The sequence below is a fragment of the Alteromonas antoniana genome, from assembly GCF_019249295.1.
Classification (GTDB): Bacteria; Pseudomonadota; Gammaproteobacteria; order Enterobacterales; family Alteromonadaceae; genus Alteromonas; species Alteromonas antoniana.
Genome location: NZ_JAESDH010000003.1, coordinates 198,942 through 216,364, shown reverse-complemented (window position 1 = coordinate 216,364; position 17,423 = coordinate 198,942). Strand labels below are relative to the sequence as shown.

General features: G+C 45.1%; 14 protein-coding genes. 3 read left to right on the top strand and 11 right to left on the bottom strand.

Going from position 1 to position 17,423, the window contains the following annotated elements; translation table 11 throughout:
• Position 1 precedes the first annotated feature (1 nt).
• The 5 genes from JKP77_RS03665 to JKP77_RS03645 are packed head-to-tail and all read right to left on the bottom strand — an operon-like array spanning position 2 to position 4,894.
• A complete protein-coding gene (locus JKP77_RS03665) occupies positions 2–481 on the bottom strand; it encodes a hypothetical protein (protein ID WP_218309871.1) in 480 nt (159 codons plus the stop codon).
• Positions 481–1,920: a GGDEF domain-containing protein gene (locus JKP77_RS03660; RefSeq protein WP_218309870.1), complete on the bottom strand. Its 1,440-nt coding sequence runs from the start codon at positions 1,918–1,920 to the stop codon at positions 481–483. Before JKP77_RS03660 ends, JKP77_RS03665 begins: the two co-directional genes overlap by 1 nt.
• 9 nt (positions 1,921–1,929) lie before the next feature.
• Positions 1,930–2,700 carry a hypothetical protein gene (locus JKP77_RS03655; protein WP_218309869.1) on the bottom strand — a complete coding sequence of 257 codons (771 nt, stop codon included), beginning with the start codon at positions 2,698–2,700 and terminating at the stop codon, positions 1,930–1,932.
• Positions 2,697–4,445, bottom strand: coding sequence for an AAA family ATPase (locus JKP77_RS03650; protein WP_218309868.1), 1,749 nt, complete (start codon positions 4,443–4,445; stop codon positions 2,697–2,699). Before JKP77_RS03650 ends, JKP77_RS03655 begins: the two co-directional genes overlap by 4 nt.
• Positions 4,446–4,453: 8 nt before the next feature.
• On the bottom strand, positions 4,454–4,894 hold the full coding sequence (locus JKP77_RS03645; RefSeq protein WP_218309867.1) for a hypothetical protein: 441 nt from the start codon (positions 4,892–4,894) through the stop codon (positions 4,454–4,456).
• Positions 4,895–4,973: 79 nt separating this feature from the next.
• Between JKP77_RS03645 and JKP77_RS03640 the strand changes: the two genes are divergently transcribed.
• Together JKP77_RS03640 and JKP77_RS03635 are read left to right on the top strand one after the other, a co-directional pair.
• Positions 4,974–6,782, top strand: coding sequence for a RecQ family ATP-dependent DNA helicase (locus JKP77_RS03640; protein WP_218309866.1), 1,809 nt, complete (start codon positions 4,974–4,976; stop codon positions 6,780–6,782).
• A 118-nt stretch (positions 6,783–6,900) separates the two neighbouring features.
• The gene (locus tag JKP77_RS03635) at positions 6,901–8,610 is read left to right on the top strand and encodes a Calx-beta domain-containing protein (RefSeq protein ID WP_218309865.1); all 1,710 of its coding nucleotides are present in this window, start codon (positions 6,901–6,903) and stop codon (positions 8,608–8,610) included.
• Positions 8,611–8,672: 62 nt separating this feature from the next.
• Here JKP77_RS03635 and JKP77_RS03630 read toward each other — a convergent pair whose 3' ends face one another.
• Both JKP77_RS03630 and JKP77_RS03625 read right to left on the bottom strand, forming a co-directional pair.
• On the bottom strand, positions 8,673–10,877 hold the full coding sequence (locus JKP77_RS03630) for a type II toxin-antitoxin system HipA family toxin (protein ID WP_218309864.1): 2,205 nt from the start codon (positions 10,875–10,877) through the stop codon (positions 8,673–8,675).
• Between the two features lie 313 nt (positions 10,878–11,190).
• The gene (locus JKP77_RS03625; protein ID WP_218309863.1) at positions 11,191–12,126 is read right to left on the bottom strand and encodes a hypothetical protein; all 936 of its coding nucleotides are present in this window, start codon (positions 12,124–12,126) and stop codon (positions 11,191–11,193) included.
• Between the two features lie 273 nt (positions 12,127–12,399).
• On the opposite strand from JKP77_RS03625, the gene JKP77_RS03620 reads away from it, so the two are divergent.
• Positions 12,400–13,041 (top strand): hypothetical protein, encoded by a 642-nt coding sequence (locus JKP77_RS03620; RefSeq protein ID WP_218309862.1) that lies wholly within the window; start codon positions 12,400–12,402, stop codon positions 13,039–13,041.
• Positions 13,042–13,095: 54 nt separating this feature from the next.
• On the opposite strand, the gene JKP77_RS03615 is transcribed toward JKP77_RS03620, so the two are convergent.
• Genes JKP77_RS03615 through JKP77_RS03600 form a run of 4 tightly spaced genes read right to left on the bottom strand, consistent with a single transcriptional unit; the run spans position 13,096 to position 17,382 of the window.
• Positions 13,096–13,521 (bottom strand): hypothetical protein, encoded by a 426-nt coding sequence (locus JKP77_RS03615; protein WP_218309861.1) that lies wholly within the window; start codon positions 13,519–13,521, stop codon positions 13,096–13,098.
• Positions 13,522–13,525: 4 nt separating this feature from the next.
• On the bottom strand, positions 13,526–14,590 hold the full coding sequence (gene parM, locus JKP77_RS03610) for a ParM/StbA family protein (protein ID WP_218309860.1): 1,065 nt from the start codon (positions 14,588–14,590) through the stop codon (positions 13,526–13,528).
• Between the two features lie 14 nt (positions 14,591–14,604).
• A complete protein-coding gene (locus JKP77_RS03605) occupies positions 14,605–15,324 on the bottom strand; it encodes a hypothetical protein (RefSeq protein ID WP_218309859.1) in 720 nt (239 codons plus the stop codon).
• Between the two features lie 9 nt (positions 15,325–15,333).
• Entirely contained in the window at positions 15,334–17,382 is a 2,049-nt protein-coding gene (locus JKP77_RS03600; protein WP_218309858.1) for a Calx-beta domain-containing protein, read from the bottom strand.
• Positions 17,383–17,423 lie beyond the last annotated feature (41 nt).

Sequence of the window (17,423 nt, the reverse complement as noted above, 5' to 3'; positions counted from 1 at the left end):
TTTATAACTTTTCGTAAATGCACTTAAAATGCCCTCGCTTCTCGATACGTCTCAAAGCGGAATACATCAATCTGAGTTCATCGTTCTTATTGCCGTTGAACGGTTTTTGCGTCTCATACATTGTGTTTCCAGGCACTCCGAAAACTTGTTCAATTCTCTTTGGGTGTGCCCAAAGAAGCCCCCACCCCTCTGGCAAATCTTCAATGTTTATTACACCCGGAGGGCACAGGTAAAACCGCCAGTCGCCGACACCGAGGGATGGGGATTTCCTGAATCGCTTTCGCTTATCGGCAAGGAAATCACTACGTGAGGTTTTGCATTCAATCAAAATTGAGCAATTACTTCTAAAACCTAAGGCATCAGGTTGTTCTCCGCTATGTGTTGCAGCCTGAAACTTGTCATTGAAAACGACGCCACAGTTGCGGCTTTTTAGCCAACGTTCCGCCCGAAGGCAAAGGTGATCATGCAATTCAGATGGCATTACTTACCCTCGGAATATACTTTAAATTGCCCGCGCCCAGCAGTTTTCGCCTCATACATAGCTTTGTCTGCTCTTTTCAGTGCGAGCGACACATCAACGACGTTGTCAAACACACAAACCCCTATCGAGACTCCGGCATTATGCTCAACACCATCTATCTCCAGTGGTAATTCAAGGGACCTCAATATTCTGGCTGCCACTCTTTCAGCGTCCGTTGGTAATTGAAGTTCATCCAGCACTACAGCAAACTCGTCGCCACCGATACGCGCTGGCAAGTCATGATCTCTCAACTGCCCAGCTATTCGCCCTGAGACTGCTTTCAAATACAGATCACCAACATCATGCCCGTAGAGGTCATTAACTTCCTTGAACTTATCTAGGTCTATGTACAGAACACCGGCGTACTTTTCATCGTCAAGGTTAAGATTCCCCAAAAAGCGATTGAAATGAGCTCTGTTGGCCAGACCGGTAACCGCATCAAAATTTGCCTGTTGATACGTTTTTGACTGCAACATATTTTGTCGATATATCGTTGATAACGCTTCACCAGCAGATTGCAGGCAAGCGAGATCAAGCCCATTGAATGCTTCTGAGCAGTTTGAGCTGATACTCAACGCTCCGGAATGCTCGCCAAGATCCATGGGGAGAATATACGTTGCTGCCGATTCCGAGCGATGGATATTTACTTTCTTAAGAGCCTCATGACTTTCCGATTTAGTCATTAGCAGTGGTAAACCGGTCTCTATGACTCTTGAGATTGGGCGACCATTCAATACAGATATAGGGAACTTGTCGTAACCCAGTGACATTTTCCCCTCTTCCAGAACGGCCGGCATTTCGAAGGTATTATCCTTGAGGTCCCATTTAATGACAGACATCGAGGTTATAGGGTTAGACATAAATACATTGAGCTCTTCCACCAGCTCACTCAAAAACCGGTCAATAACGCCTTCCTCAAATATATGGCTGGAAAGCTTAAGCATCATTTGAGATACCAGGTAGCGTTTATCATACTGTGCTATTTGATAGGCACTTTGCAAAATCGCCAGCTCTGCAGATAAGTCAGATACAACAGATTCAACAAAACTCGCACTGTGCTGCTTTAAGAAGTCTTCAGTATCCTGCGCGTCATTATTTACTTCCAATCTGACATGGAGCCCTTCGGCCAAGCTCATCGAAGAAATTACTATGTTTCGGCCTGCACCTACTGCTTCTCCAACTGATATGGTTAATAGTGTTTCGCAGGCACTTTTATTTTCATTTTGGCTAAATGTGATTGCCCAGCCACTTGCTTTACGCAATGTACGGTAATCTTTGGCCACCTGTATGATATGGGTACTCGCAAGATCGCCGGCCTTTATCGCCAGACAACTCTGAGGCGTAATAGCTACTTGTACCGAGCTGTTCATTTTTGTTTGTATAACTTGCTCTGATGACATGCCTAAACCTTATAATTGTTCTGTTGAAACAGCGTTAAACAACGTCTGCACCTGGTCTTTTGCGTATCCTGGAGTGAGTTCATTTATCATTCCCTGTATTGGACTAACACCGCTTTCGTCGACGTCGCACTTTTTCATCTTGATCTCGTTTAGTTCTCTCAAGCGCTCAGTGAAAGAGAACGTCGTTTTAGGCAGTTCGGGTAACGACATATCGCACACCATTGCTGCATCCTCGAAGGAGGAGGCGTAACGTTTTGGGTTTATCCCACCAGTAAGAACCGTGGCTTCCCCTGCTCTTCCCTCACTACTCTGTAGGCTTGGATACAAAACATGCGTGCGTACATCAGATGAGCGGCCATCCCTGAAACGAATATAAACCTGATGATCAGCGAAGAGCAGGTGTTTTTCCCCACCAGCTATGTCGCCTACATCTGGACCGATGACAAATCTACTACCCGCCAATGTGTGCTCACCAGGCTCAATAGCCTTAATGCAGTTCATATCTAACAGTGCAGGGTGCACCTGGCTCGCATCAGTGGAGGTGACAAAAAGCGGTACCCGCTCTTTGAGTTGCATAAGCATTAGGGCATGTCGAATTGATACCTGTTTAATACTTGTCCCGGTAAACAGGACACCTAACCCCTGACTTGAGGCATACTCCGCATACTCCATGAACACAGCCAGGCTATGATCCTCGAAAGATAAATCGTCACGGAAATTTGGCTTTCGCTTTTGGAGATACATGTCGTGAACAATCACGACTCCTCTACCTAAATTCATGAGTGCAACTCCTGCTGTGAAACGGCTTGGCCACACTGCGGGCAAAAATTTTCTTCACTACCCAGCGTTTTGATAAGCGAGCCGAGTTCATCGCCTACGTTCTGCTGGGCGCACGGTAATGCGACAGCCTGCAAAGACGCTATGGTTTGCAAATCGAAAGTCATATCCTGACTTTCTAAAACATCTATTAACTGCGCAAGAACTTTGCCCCGCTTCACCGCACTGCTCGTAGTGTGATCAAGCTCTATTAACGGTTGCAAGCTAATTGCTCTGTCACTCTCCAGTACTCGCAAAGCACGGTAGCCTTTGACTGAGACATTCTGAACTTCAGAGACAGCACTATCTAAAGAACGCAGTGAGAAAACTGTATCAGCAACAGACTGTAGCTTTGACTTACTCGAAAGCCAGTTAACGGTCTTCTCCAGATCGCTTGAAAAATTCGAAATGTCTGTCGTCGATATACACTCTTCGAGTGAATGAAGTTGTGCTATTGGCTGTAGTATTGAAAGCTGCTCTGTGGTTTCCGCCAACTCTTCACCTAGATAACGGACTCTGGCTCTGCAGTCTGTCAGCTTTTTCTGGTGCTCCGCCATCATTTTGGTTACAACCTCAAAGTCGTCGGAGAGCTGTAAAAAGTTAGCCCGTTCGTGCCCCTTGATGGCTGGATTAAGCAGAAAGAGAGAATCTCTTTGTTCAGCGAAGTGCAAGTCAAACTTATCGGGGCTTGCGATACCAAGAGTTTCACTTATGGCCTCGGGTACCTCACCGGGTTTAACTTCAAATTCTTTAGACTCGCCCGCTATTCGCAGAGAATAAACAGACTTCACGTTTTTTTTCGTTGAGAACCCCCAGCCTATAACCACATCATCTTCAAGACGGACTTCCACACGACAAGAGTCACATTGATGTCTCACATACCCGTCGCGCCCTACGTTGTAGGCTAATGCACTTAGGGCCCTGAGAACGACGGATTTACCGATATCGTTTGAGCCTGTTAATAGGGTTACGCCAGGAGAAAGATTGATTGTGGTATCCTGGTGGCTCATGAAATTTTGGATACGGATTGACTTAATTCCGGCACCATTAAGCCACTCAACGCCAAAGTGACCATTTGACTCAAGCAAATCGGCACTCAGCGCTCCTCCTGCTTGATTGGTCACATTTCCATACTCAGTAACTTGCAGCTGGTGACGTTTGGAAAGATGCACGTTATAAACATTTTCCCCAATAACATCAGAAGTATGGTGTGAGATATAAACAATCTGTACACCGACATCCGTACTGAGTCGATGTAACACGTTAACGAATCGTCCAACTAAACGCGGCTCAAGCCAACAATCTGGTTCATCGAGAAAGATAAAGCGCCGACTCGAACTTTGAATCACGCTAATTATCCGCATACCAACTGCTATGAGATTACAGACCGAGCCGCCTTTGCCTTCAGAAATATCGACCTTGTTGCCGTCCTCTTCGATATACAGGTCCAAGTGCACCTTTCCGCGGATCTTTCTGGTATCAAGAATAACGGTTTGGTTTGCACCCATCACATCATTAACCAAGGTAGTCAGAAGCTCTGAATAAAGCCTCACCGCGCCAACTTGAGCTGCTTCTGCCATGCTATTTAGAATGGCGTCGATCTCATCCTTCGCGTCGATATAGGATTGGTAAGAAGCCTTTTGCTCAACGTATTGAACCTTTCGCTCAATCAGGCCATCTTGCCTGCTAAATAGATCAGAAAGTCCCATGTTGCCGCCTACAGAACGCACGGATCATGCGAAGACAAACTATCGAAGTTACTAATAGCTGATGCATTAGGATTGATTGCTGAATCCGTCAATTTGGTGTCTTCTTTTGATGCCTGCTCGCCACCAGCGCAGTTAGATATTTCCTCTCGTATCTTGAGCTGGATGGCCTGTATCTGGTTCTTATAACGTTCGACTTTCTCAATGTCTTTCGGTGTTAAACGCTGTCTATTTTCCAGTTGGCCCACACACCATTCACTGAACTCGTTAGCTTCTTCGATTACGCCACGTAGTTCTTTTTCAAGCACTTGAATTTTCTCAAGTAAAGGTCTGAGCAGTTCCGGATCATCAACACCAAAGACTTTGATTGCATACTCTTTTGCCTGCTGGAGTTTTTCTGACCGCGCATTGTAGATGCCTTCCAATTTTGCCAAGCGAGTCTGAATTGTCATGGTAACGCCTTTTGTTATTTGCTAGTGATGCATATCTGATATATTATATGCCATATCACGACAAGTCAACGGTACTTTTATGGACAGTAAAACCCTGCTGATTAAGCACTTTGGATTCAGAGACTTCAGACCAGGCCAGAAAGACATTGTGCAAAGCATTCTGCAAGGTAGGGATGTTCTGGCCCTTATGCGTACCGGAGGCGGAAAGTCTATTTGTTTCCAGGTCCCCGCCATGGGCATGCAGGGCACATGCTTAGTTATCTCCCCACTGATATCTCTCATGCGCGACCAAGTGAACGGGCTAAAAAAGCATGGCATTCAAGCCGAGTGCATCAACAGTCAAATGGATTCCAGAGAACGAGCTTGTGTGCAAAAGCGGTTATTGGCTGGTGAAATCAAGTTTCTTTATGTCGCGCCGGAACGGATCCTTTCGGAAGATTTCTTTGACCTGCTAAAGCAAATATCAATCTCATTCATCGTGGTCGATGAGGCACACGTTATTACAGAATGGGGGGACGGATTTAGGCCTTCCTATGTTTTAGCCATGGAAAAACTTAATGAGCTGGAGAAGATAATAGGTCTGAACAGGAATGACACATCGTACCGGCTCCAGAAGTGTGCATTTTCTGCCTCAATTATTGAAGAGGCGCGAGACGTCATTGCAGAGCGGGTTGGGCTGGTTAGAGAAAAACGCTTTATCACTTCGTTTGAGAGAAAAAATATCTCACTGTCTGTAGTTCCCTATTCAAAAGATAGAGCATCTAAATTAACACAATTGATATCAAGCCTTAATGAAGCCCCCTCCGCTTCTACGATTATTTATGCTGGCTACAGAAGGGAGTGTGAAAATTTAAGCGAACGTCTGTCTGTTCGTGGATTTGAGGCAGCTTATTACCATGCAGGGATGCCCAAAGAGAAGCGAAACGCTGCCATGGCGTCATTTATGTCAGGTCAGACAAAAATTATTGTATGCACGTCAGCTTTCGGTATGGGAATTGATAAAAAGAATGTAAGACGCGTATACCATTGGTCTTTACCATCCTCTCTAGAAGACATGTATCAGGAAATGGGCCGAGCCGGCCGGGACGGAGATCAGTCTACCCATATTGTATTCTATTCCGAATTCGAGGTCAGAAGGGCTGGCGATGTAGTTCGGGATACTTACCCAGAATCAGATGCCCTAAGAAAACTCTATATGTTCATCAGGATCTTTAGTAATAAGAACCAAACCACGATTATAGAGGAGGACGCGCAGTTTTTGTCGGATATCATTGGATCTCCTGTAACAAAGGGAAATATCCCTGCTCTTTTCAACCATCTATCCCGCAGTGGCTACTTACAGCTAATACCCAGCTCAAGTGCTAATGCCAACCAAGACAATAAAAAACAGCGTGTATTTGAGATAGTGCAGGATAACAACGTCCCCAACTTTGAGAACGTACAGCGATTGGCTGAGGCAGCACGTGTTAAGTTTGACAAGCTCCAGACATACTTGAAGCTACAAAGTTGCCGAAATTACTTCTTACTGGAATATCTAGGTGAACCAGGCCTGTCGAACCACCCAACCCAGTGCACACACTGTGACAACTGCAAAAATTTGTCTGAAGACAAAACGAGCCTTTTGACAATAGAAAAAGTGAATGTGGCCAAGCCACCTGACTCAACAAACCAAAGTACTGTGAAGCGACTTACGGGATTAAGGGACGCATACGCAAGAAAACATAAAATCCCTGCGAATCGTGTCATGAGCAGTACTACCATCTCCAATATAGCAAACGCATCGCCAAGCACCGAACAGGAGTTGCGAGCAATTGGGGTTTCTGACATCGCCATCAAATACCTTGGCAGGACAGTGTTAAAGATAATCGAAGAACAAAGGTTGATTTAACCAGGCGCAGTTCATAAGGTACTATCTCAAAAATAAATAATGGAATGTAAATATTTTATTGACATGGTGCATTTATGATATATAATATGCATAACAGTTAAATAAAGGAATGCACACAATGACTTCTAAACTTACTCTTGTATCGGCTTTAGCACTGGCTTTTTCTGCTAATACTTCGGCCACCAGCGTAGCACCTCAAACCTCAGTCTTTGGGATTAATGCTGCTCCAGATTTTTCAGCGGTAGACACCAACGATGTTTCCGGGCTGGAACTATATGAATACCCTGATGCAACCGAAGTAGTTGAGACTGGTATCCTGTTTTTCTATACCCAGGATTTACTGGACTACTTTGAGGGCGACGTAACCCAAGTCTATGCTTTTGCGGAAGCGTCTGTTGAAACTAACAACAACGCCTTTGCAAACAGCGGTATCGGCCTCAAACGAACTATTGCTGGCGTAATCCCGATGCCAGAAGGGTTTGATAACGAATCCATGTATACCAATGGGGATGCTTTAGAGTTTTCAAATGTCCTGACTGATAACGCTGACTATGCAGATCAGCTTGCCGCGCTGGACGCTCAGTACGGTGAGTATGGCGCAACTTACTACGTGGCCTTAGCGCGACCTTATGATACGTCGTCTTGGGTAGGAAAAGCGATTCAGGGCGGCTGGGCAGCTATCGTGACCCCTTATGACGATGTGCAGCATAGTGTCTCAGTGCTTGCTCATGAGCTTGGTCATACAGATGGTGGTGAGCACTATCGCGAAAGAGAGTTTACCTACAGCTATCATATGTCGCCTTATGGGATCGGTGCGCAATGTGGTGAAGGCAATGCAACGTCAATCATGGCTCTGAATTTTGACCAACGTAAAAATATCTTCTCAGACCCACAACACAAAGATGCTGATTCTGGTGAGCTTTGCGGTGAGGTAGATGTGGCAGACATGGCAAGAGGCTACCGCGAAGGACTGAGCGATGGCTTCATTACTGGCAAAAACGGTATCTTTGCGAATTACCGAGTAGTCAACGCAGTGCAAGGTTCAGCCTCCCTTAGCGTGGACAACCTGATTGTCAGCGAGTCTGGCGATAGCGTTTCTGGTGTTGTTATTTGGGATGGCGTTACCACTGACCAAAATGCAACGCTGGAAGTGGTGGTGTCTGATTTCGGCACTGCTAGCCCGGCAGATTTTGACGGTGTGCCAGCAGTAGCGATAAAGTACGATGGTGAACCAACTTCACGCTTTACTATCGCGCTGTCAGACGATGATGAGGTTGAGGCAGATGAATCATTCACTCTTGCCCTGAAGTCTCTTAATGGCGTGGCTCCAAGCGCCAATACTCAAGAGGCAACGCTGACCATTGAATCTGACGATGTTGGTAACGTGGGTCTGGTTAGCTTTGCAGAGTCAGCAATTACTGTTGATGAAGGTGATGACGTTACTCTTACTCTGACGCGGGAAAGCGGTACGGATGGGGAATTGTCTGTTTCCTTAGAGCTGGTTTTCGGCTCAGCCGACACTGCTGATGTAACTCTGGAGACAACCGAGGTGCTATTCGCTGACGGCGAAGATACGAAAACCGTTGTAGTGTCTATCGAATCTGATAGTGAGGAAGAATCTGACGAATCATTTTCTGTACGCCTAAATGGTAGCAGTGAAGTGTTAGGGTCTACCACAGAAGTGACCATCACAGTGAACGACCAAACAGCCTCTACACCGACTCCACCTACTACGGGTGGCTCATCGAACAGTTCAGGCGGTGGAAGCATCGGATATGGACTGGCGCTACTTATGTTGGTGGCTGGGTTCCGCCGCAGAATCAAGTAACGCTTATCTAGCCAACCAAAAAGCCAGTCATAACGACTGGCTTTTTTTGTGTCTGGAAGTGATTAGAGAAACCTCGTGATGGTCAGGTCATCAACTTCACTCGCACCACTATCAAATACCTCTTTTACCGCGTCATCACCCAAGTCAAAATGCTTGCTGAAGTAGCGGCTATAGTTTTCCTCAACAAATAAGCAGAGGCTCGACAGAACCTTACCGGGCGAACCTGACTCAGAAAGTAGCGCTGGTGGATTGGCTCTCAGCTGTTGCACTCTCGCAACAGCTTGGGTTGCCGTCTCTTGTATTAGTAATTTGCTTTGCTGGGTATCGAAATCCAAGTACTCTACTGCGAACTCAATAAGCTTCTGATAGTCGAATTTGTCAGTGCCTCCAAGTTTCATTGCATGCCCCCTGTGAGTGGATGCAAGCTGGCCACTTAGCACTGAAGTATCAATGCAGACAACATCATAAGCCGGTGACAACGTATTGCTGATAATTTGTTTTGTTTCACTATCATAGGTGCGCAGCATACTAAGATTCTTGGCATGCATATCACTGTTATTGATCAGCATATTCGTCGTGAGAAGACGCAATAACGTGGCCCGGTCTTTATTCCAGTCGGTGCTCTCATGAGCTAAGTATTCTGCAATCTCTTCTGTGAGTACACTGTATTTACTGGTCGGCGCTACACCAAGTATGCTTGCGAAATCTTCACCCACTTTGAGAGTAGTTTCACCAGGCCGAGAAATGTCAAACCGCTCTATCAGATAGTTTGGCGCTTGATGAGGTTCAGTGACAATATCGTCGGTAATACTCGTACTAAACATGTCGCTTGCCATTGCAGCAATTGCATCCAAATCGATCTCATTCGACGGATCAGATAGTTCCTTCTTCTGCTCTATATTAGGCACAAGAGAAAACTGAGGTACCGGGATACCCGCACTCTGGGCTATCACCATTCCAAACCATTCACAGGTTTGTAGATTCGCCTGAGACTTGTCTGCCGGCATCTTGAATATATGCGTAAATTCGTTTCCAGAATAGGCTGGACGAAGAACCCCTTCACCATTTTCAATTGACAGGTTGCAGGTTATCTTATCAGCAAACCCTGACAAGCGATTAGCGCTGGTTTCGCTTTTCAATTTGTCATTCTGGTAGCGGTCACCATATAACGTGCCTATTCCCTTCGTCACGCCATTGAAAACTTGATCGCTAATGCAACAATCCGCTAATGAATACTTCAGCGTGGCTACCGCTGGTGGTAGAGCGCTATTTGGTTTACGAATACAGAGATCACCAATCAAGTTGGGCTCTGAGTCGGCAAAGGCTCGAAATGCCTGGTCCTTGATTGCATCGCGGCCTTCCGGCATAAGATTCTGGAGGAAGTTTGGCACCAATGAGTCTGTGCTTACATTATACGGTAGGATCCACCCCTCGTCCTCGACAACCAACCATCTATTCGTACTGTATTCTTCTAGTGAAGCGGAACGCTTGCCTTTCCAATAAAGAGTATATTTATCATCGCTAACATATCTTGCTGCTAATTCAGATAACCTCTGGTCCAGGTCTAACAGACGTTCTCTTACAGTCGGATCTTTAAAGTGACCTCTCATTCTTGTTTTGCTTGGCTCTGAATTCAAAACAAGGTTCGCAAGTCTGTCAGAGGGGTCACTGCTTCTTCCAGATAGCTCTAAAATAGTCTTTGCATCTTCCGGTGACAAAAAGTCGCTGATCCGCTCGCTATTTACACCTTGAGACCAAAACAATATTTGCTGGGCAATCGTTGCCTTTGTAAGAGAAGACTTAATGTCATATCCGACTCTCCCGGCAACGCTAAACTTTTTTCCCTCTGACTGTCGATACCTTGCCATATGCGCTTTTGGCAGCGTCAACTCCAACTGCACATCCCGTGGCGCTAATTGGTAGAGCTCATCCCCAATCGTCCCCAACTCATGTATTTCTGGTGCCACATGGGGCACCGGTGTACAGCAAAGTATATTGGTGTTTTTGCCTGAAAGTGGCATAGAACCGTAGAACGTTATCTTTTTATTTTTTCTATCTTTGAGAATATTCAGAACGAGATAAGGCGCATACTTATTGAGGAAATCGTTTATATCTGCAGCTATCGACAGGTTACCATTCCCTTTATCAAAAGGATTCTCAATTACGATAGGTGCATACTTACCGAAGCGGATGTATTCCCCGCTTTTTATCTTTTTCTCGATATCTAGGTAATGATGTCTCTTTTGGTTTATTACTCTTACGCCCATAAGTTATGCCCAAAACGTATAATTTTTGCATTATAGATGGATAATAACAATTTGTGCGGTTTTTCACTATCTCCTAACAAAAAAAAGCGGCCGGAGCCTAATGCCAGTCAGTTAAGCAGTTTTTTGAATAATTATGCGAGTAATATTCAGGTAAAGCTGCTTCACGCAGGTAGCGGCAAGAATAGCTAAAAACCATATAGCAAAAGGGCTACAGCCAGATTTTTATAAATCATCGCTGTAGCCCTTTATTTTACTGGCTTTTCCTTAACTGATCGGCATTAGGCCGGAGCCGCTTTTTTTTCAATCTGCCCGGTTATTTCAACTTTTTTGACGCTTCTGCGATTTCAGTACCGAGCTTCGATTCCGCTACTTCATGGGCGGCTATCTCACTTTCCAGCTCTGCAATGTACTTTTTGATATTTTCAGCCCGTTCCGGATCCGAATCGACTAGAGCTTTATAATTAATCTGGTTGTCTTCCAATGTTACTCGTAATTCACGAAGCTCATGAAAGTGCCCCATGTACATCACACACTTGTTGACGATTTCCTGCGCCTCTTCCTTTGCAGCATCTGTTTCTTTCGCATCCTTGATAATTTTCGTTGCCCGAGTCTTAACGTCCCGAATAACGTCTGTTTCCTTGTTCTTTACCCTAGGGAAGCCAGTGCTAAGCAAATTATTAGTACCGCGATACTTCCCTTCCTGCAGAACAATCTCTCGATATTCGTCCATCTTCCCGGCTTTGATAAACAGCCACATGACGTAAGTGAGGATCATTGTCGTGGGGCTTGGCGTTTTCTTCTTACCATCACTTGATGAGTAGCGTGTTGCCGACACCTGGTCACGACCTAACATCAGGGATAATTCGCGCTTGGAATTGAAACCACCCACTTCAATCAGTTCATCCATTTCAACATAAGGAAACGGTGGGCATAGGTTTGGATACTTATCATAAATCCGCATCAAAATTGCCAGAGGAGGATCAACTAGTTCATCGCCATGCTCCATGGTCAACTTGTTGAAACGATTTGGCGGAAGCTGGCCAAGATTATGACGCACGGTTGCTTGTGAGAACTTTCTACCATGAAAAATCCCGAGGCTTTCATCCAGCTTACTTAGCTTTTTGCCAAGCATAGTAGGGTCACCATCAAAAGCACTAAAGTCATTGGGCTTAAACAACCGTTCGACATCGTCAGGACTACTCCAGTCAATATCTGGTACATATCGAACAGGTTTATCTTTATCAGTCATTATTCTCTAAACTCCCTAGAGGTAGAATCGGATGCGCATTTCACTTTTTTAAGTGTGAGTATCACGGCGCATCAGATATAATTTATGCAATAGATAACATATTAATCGTTTGCATTTTCTATGCATTATAATATACGATATGCATAACATAAAGACATTTTTAATCATTTAGACTACAATATGCATAATAAGTAATGCGCCCGGAGGTGATAAGGAATATCATCGTTCCTAGCGTAGAGATTGATAAAGCATATTTAAAAAGGGTATATAACAATGAAATCTAAAGCGGTCAGTTCTGTTTATTTGGATGACAATGAACTAAAAACAGTCCTAAAAATAGAGGCCAGCAACGACACTTGGCTTCCTGGCCACGCAAAGCCCTTAGATGATTGCTTCGTATGCTACAGCGGATATTCGCAAGACAATATGCTTGCTATGAGCGAAGCAATGCAGGAGGCTCAAAAACAAAACAAAAAAGCCTTTATCTATGAATTCATGGTTGAGTCTGATCGCAACGAGATGTACGTGGATGCTGAGCAGGCACCTCTTGTAGATGGCATCGATCTCGCTCGTTGCGATAAGTCAGTTCTTGAGCAGATTACCGATGCAGCTGCTGATAATGGAATCGATATTCGAGAGCAAGTGACCACGATGCGCGGTAAGAACCCAATGCTTGATAAGCCCAGCTTGTTCAATGCGCTTGCAGAGCAACCTGAGATCCTTCGCATAGCAAGTAAAACAGTTTTACCGAAGTGCAGGTACTATAAGCTTTCATACTCTCATGACGGACGAGGCTACGCACTACTGTACATAATGGATAAAGGCGCCATTGAGATGGACAAAAATGGGTGTGTGAATGTAACGCTTAAGCTTACAAATCGTAAGTTACTAGAATTTCCAATGTTCGGAGACTAGAACAATCAGGATGAAAAAAGGGATGTCAGCAATACTGCGACATCCCTTTTTTTGTTAGTCGAGATCAATCGACGGCCCCAAGCTTAAAATGCTTTTCAAAGAATCATCTACCTGTACTCCTTTGTTGCCCGGAGTACCTGCATCTTCCCGACCCACTTCTGCTTTACTTTCAGTAAGCGCTTTTTTCGAAGCTATATTTTCGGTTTGTGGAATCTGAGTTGCGTTAAGCTTTTCTTTTTTGCTCTCATGAATATTATCTTTACTTTCGATGACTTGCTTTACCAAACCAGGCACTGCATTAGCTCCAGTATTTTGATAAAAAAGTTCACGATCAAGCTTTTCCAATAAAGCCTGCAAAAGCCACTTGGCACGCTGCCGCGCTGGAAGTGAACCTAGAAAACTTGATAGCGCGGTTTGCTGTGGCGTTTCAATGTTCACCGAAACTCTGATTTGTAATATGTCGTCTTTTCCCTTTTTCACAACACTAACTCGCGTGCAATGTGAGGAACAGACGTTTATAAGCACCACGCGCATTGGCATTAATTGGATCATCAACCTGACGGAGTTCACACATCCGCACCTTCTCTTTCATTACATCCGTGAAAAATAGTGGTGTGCCACCGACAGGAACAATGATATCAACGTCTTCAAGCCCATCGACAGTCGCGATGGTCTTTTCCATAATAATGTCAAAATGCCGCTCTATAACCTGCTGTTGCAGATCTCTTACATCCAGAACCCGACTAGCATTTTGTCTAAGCTCACCAGTCAAAAGAGCCTCTTGATACTTCTCCCTGCCCAGATCCCGGGTCAAACCGTGCTCCGCTTTAACCAGATCTTCTAACTCCGATATTAGCTTGTAACCGCCATGTTCAAACGTACCGCTTCGAGTGTGATCAACGACGCCACCCTCTTTGATGAGTACAGGGTCTGTTGTGCCTCCCCCCATATCAAGAACCAACACTGTAGCTTCCAAGATTTCCGGATTGGGTTTCCCTGTTACCTTTATGCCAGTTGACGAATGTTTGAAATCCATTTCTATCAACAGGTCATAGTAAGCAGCCTCGCCCTGAGCCATGATCCCATGCTTCGCGATGGTTACTGGCCTTCTATCGGTGGTAAAGTCCTCAACTACTTGCTTAAATGCCTTCTTCTTCCGGTCAACAAGATTACTGTTTACTTCCCCACTAGGCTTGTAGAAATACTTGAAGGGCATGCCGGTCATAATCGAAACCTCCTGCCCTGACATCCCCGCTTGGTGAAGCGCATTGTGGACTACCGCGACATTTTCGTTCGAACATATGTAGTCACGGTCCTGTGAGCGCTTGGAATCAGTCTTAACAAATCCAGTAGAGTAAACCTCTTCGCCAATTTGGAACGTAGAAGCAGCGTCACCACCGCCTTTAATACCGGTACCCTCCAATACGCTCTTCTCTCTGTTCAACCCTTTTCTTACAAGGCTCGGGGTAATTTGTGATACGACGTCGTTTTTTACCCGACCGTATAATTTGCAGCTGTAATTGCCATCATCCACACCAAAAATATTCATGTCTGTTCCCCCTGTTACTTGCACGCTGTAATAATCAAAGCTCTCTGATTCATCACAGTTGTAGCGTCAAGCAAACCAACCCCTTGAAAGTTGACCTGCCATGCATTTAATTTTTCAAATTCTTTCACTACGAGGGTACCTTTAAAGCTTCTTCCCCCTCTGGCCACTTCCTCAGCTGCTATTGTCGGTTCCTTCCCTTCAGCACATGTTGGGAATGAAATGAATTCTGAGTTGAAGGCCAAAAACGGCGATTTTGGAAAGTTTGTCACCCATAAAGACTCCGGGCCGGACACCTGTATGCGCCACTTATCGTAAAAGGAAACTTGGTTGTTCTGTTCATCGAAAGAGGCAACTGTCGCCCCCACTCCTTTGTTGAATCGCTGGAACACGGCCCGATCAACTGAGTCACGCTCCATCTCATCTTTTAGCGTTCCGTAAAAAGAGAGAAGGCTTGAGGAATTCATATCCTGATTTCTAACCATATTGCCCATGTAAACCCGCGAGAAACGCTCGCTCGCAGCGATATCCTTCATGAGTTGGTCATTTGAATATGGTTCGCTCTCCAAAGTCATCTCCATTTGCACCTCATCTAGCATCTCGCCAACTAAGGTGACTTTTTGGTCCACTACTGCAATGTCATTCATCATGACAAGCACCAGAAATGCAACGACTATAAGATTGAGTAGTCCAGAGTTATTAGCTAAGAATCGTTGGACCGATGGGGAAATATTCATTTCAATTCCTTATTTAAAGTTTTTTCTAAATAGTAATAAAGCAGCCAGTACCCATAAGTAGCCGACAGATCCCCCTCCACTGTGAGGACTTGTTTGGGCACCCTCGCCGCTTTCTTGTTGATTGTTACCACTCTCATCGCCCTCGTCGTCATCAGCCACTTCAATCTGGACATTGTTGACTTTAATTGGAGCGTCGTCGGGGGAAGCTATGGCTGCAGTGATCACTGCAGAAGTACCGGAGTATGTGGTGTTGTCGTATACAGTGACCGTTACTTCGACTTCAGCAATTCCTTCTGCGAAGTAAATGGTCTTGCGCATGTCTTGAACAGTAGTTCCACCACCGTTTAATTCGAGCTCAATGATTTCTGTGGAGTCACTGCCGTTTACTCGATAAATTTTTAGCGTAAAAGAACCGGCGTTTTCACGGATGTATGTATCAGAGGCTTCAATATAGAATTCGCCACGGGAAAATGGCTCTGAGTAATCTTCGTCATCATCTAACAGGATCACCGATTGCCTTGCGCCAATAATCGTGGCTCCGAGATAATTACTGGCAACTATATCAATAGACTTGTCCGGCTCGTCATACAGATCGTTTATCGTTGGGAATAGAATAGACTTTCGCGTTTCGCCATCACTGAAGTTGACTTGAACTGTTCCGCCAGGGAAATCTTGAGGAATAGTCGCGGCCTGACCGGTTGAGCCAGGCACCGCATCGACTATCACGAACGCATTGCCTTGGGTGTTTCCTGAACGAATCAGATTAACTTCAATATCCTGGCCCTCAAATACTTCCGAAGGTACAGACACATCGAAGGTACTGAGTTCACCGGATGCTCCGTCGTCAATAATAAGCTGCGACTTGCTATTTTCCTGCCTTATAGTTGTTTGACCAGGGTATTTAAGAAGAAGATCGAAAACTTCTTGGCCCTCGTTGAAGTCATCACTCACTATTTCTAAAACGATTTCTTTATTGGCCACTCCCGGCTCAAATTCTACTCGTACATTTTCTGCTACTGTATCCAGACCGGGGGTCGCGTTGCCTAACCCTACTATATGCATGTCAACATAAGCGACATCTTCGATATCACCATCTCTAGTGATATCAATTACAATGCGCTGGTCCTCTTCGTTGGCAATGTACGTTGTACGCCCAAAACCGATGCTACTACTTGGCGTCAAAGGTGTTCGGCGATTGACAGCCCTCGGAGCATTTACGCTGATAACGCGGCTATTATCTTCTACCCCGAGTGCGCCACAATATATGGTCTCAAACTGTTTTTCGGGATCTGAAAAAAATGGATGCGTAAACTGGTCTATGGTGGACCACATCACTGTGTTGTTTACACAGGTAGATGCGTGTGCATCAGGCTCCAGATTTCCTGTCGAAGATTGATCTGAAATTTCGTGACCGGCACCTAAATTATGGCCGATTTCGTGCAACGCTAATTTGTCATAAATGCCTTTCCACTGGCTGCTCTCTTCATCGCCAGCATACCGATCAAATATCGCGGAAAAGTCACCATTGAGAGTAGCCAATCCAAGGTACTCTATTTCGTCATCATCCCGATAGTCTCTGACAACCATAATCAGGTCAGGCTGATAGACATTGAGAAACTGGTTCTCGTAGCGGCTTTCAGCCTCGTTATAGATAGCATTCTTTATCTTTGAACCTACCCCCTCCTGAAGTACACCCAATTCATCTTCGTAAGAATTCCACGGTAAGTCAGAATAATGGCCAAGCGTAGGTGACACTTGCGCATCTACCAGGTTGACATGCTGAATGACGCCGCTCTCTGCTAACCCTTCATTAATCGCTTTGACCCACCGCTCAGCCCGTTGAGTAGCTCCTTTCAGCGTGAGAGTAGTGACATAGTCAGGTTGGAACCATATCTGGAGGTCGATATTAGATGGATTAGCTGAAGATTGAGGGATTACAGGCAATTCCGACACGAGTTTGTCACTAGCGTCAGGGGCATCGACTCTGTCTGTTATCGTTGCGTTCGCAAAAGTACTGCAAACAAGCCACGTAAACAATAGCCGTAAAGCAACATTCATGTCTTACTCACTTGGTTTTATTTACGCAAATTATGCATAAA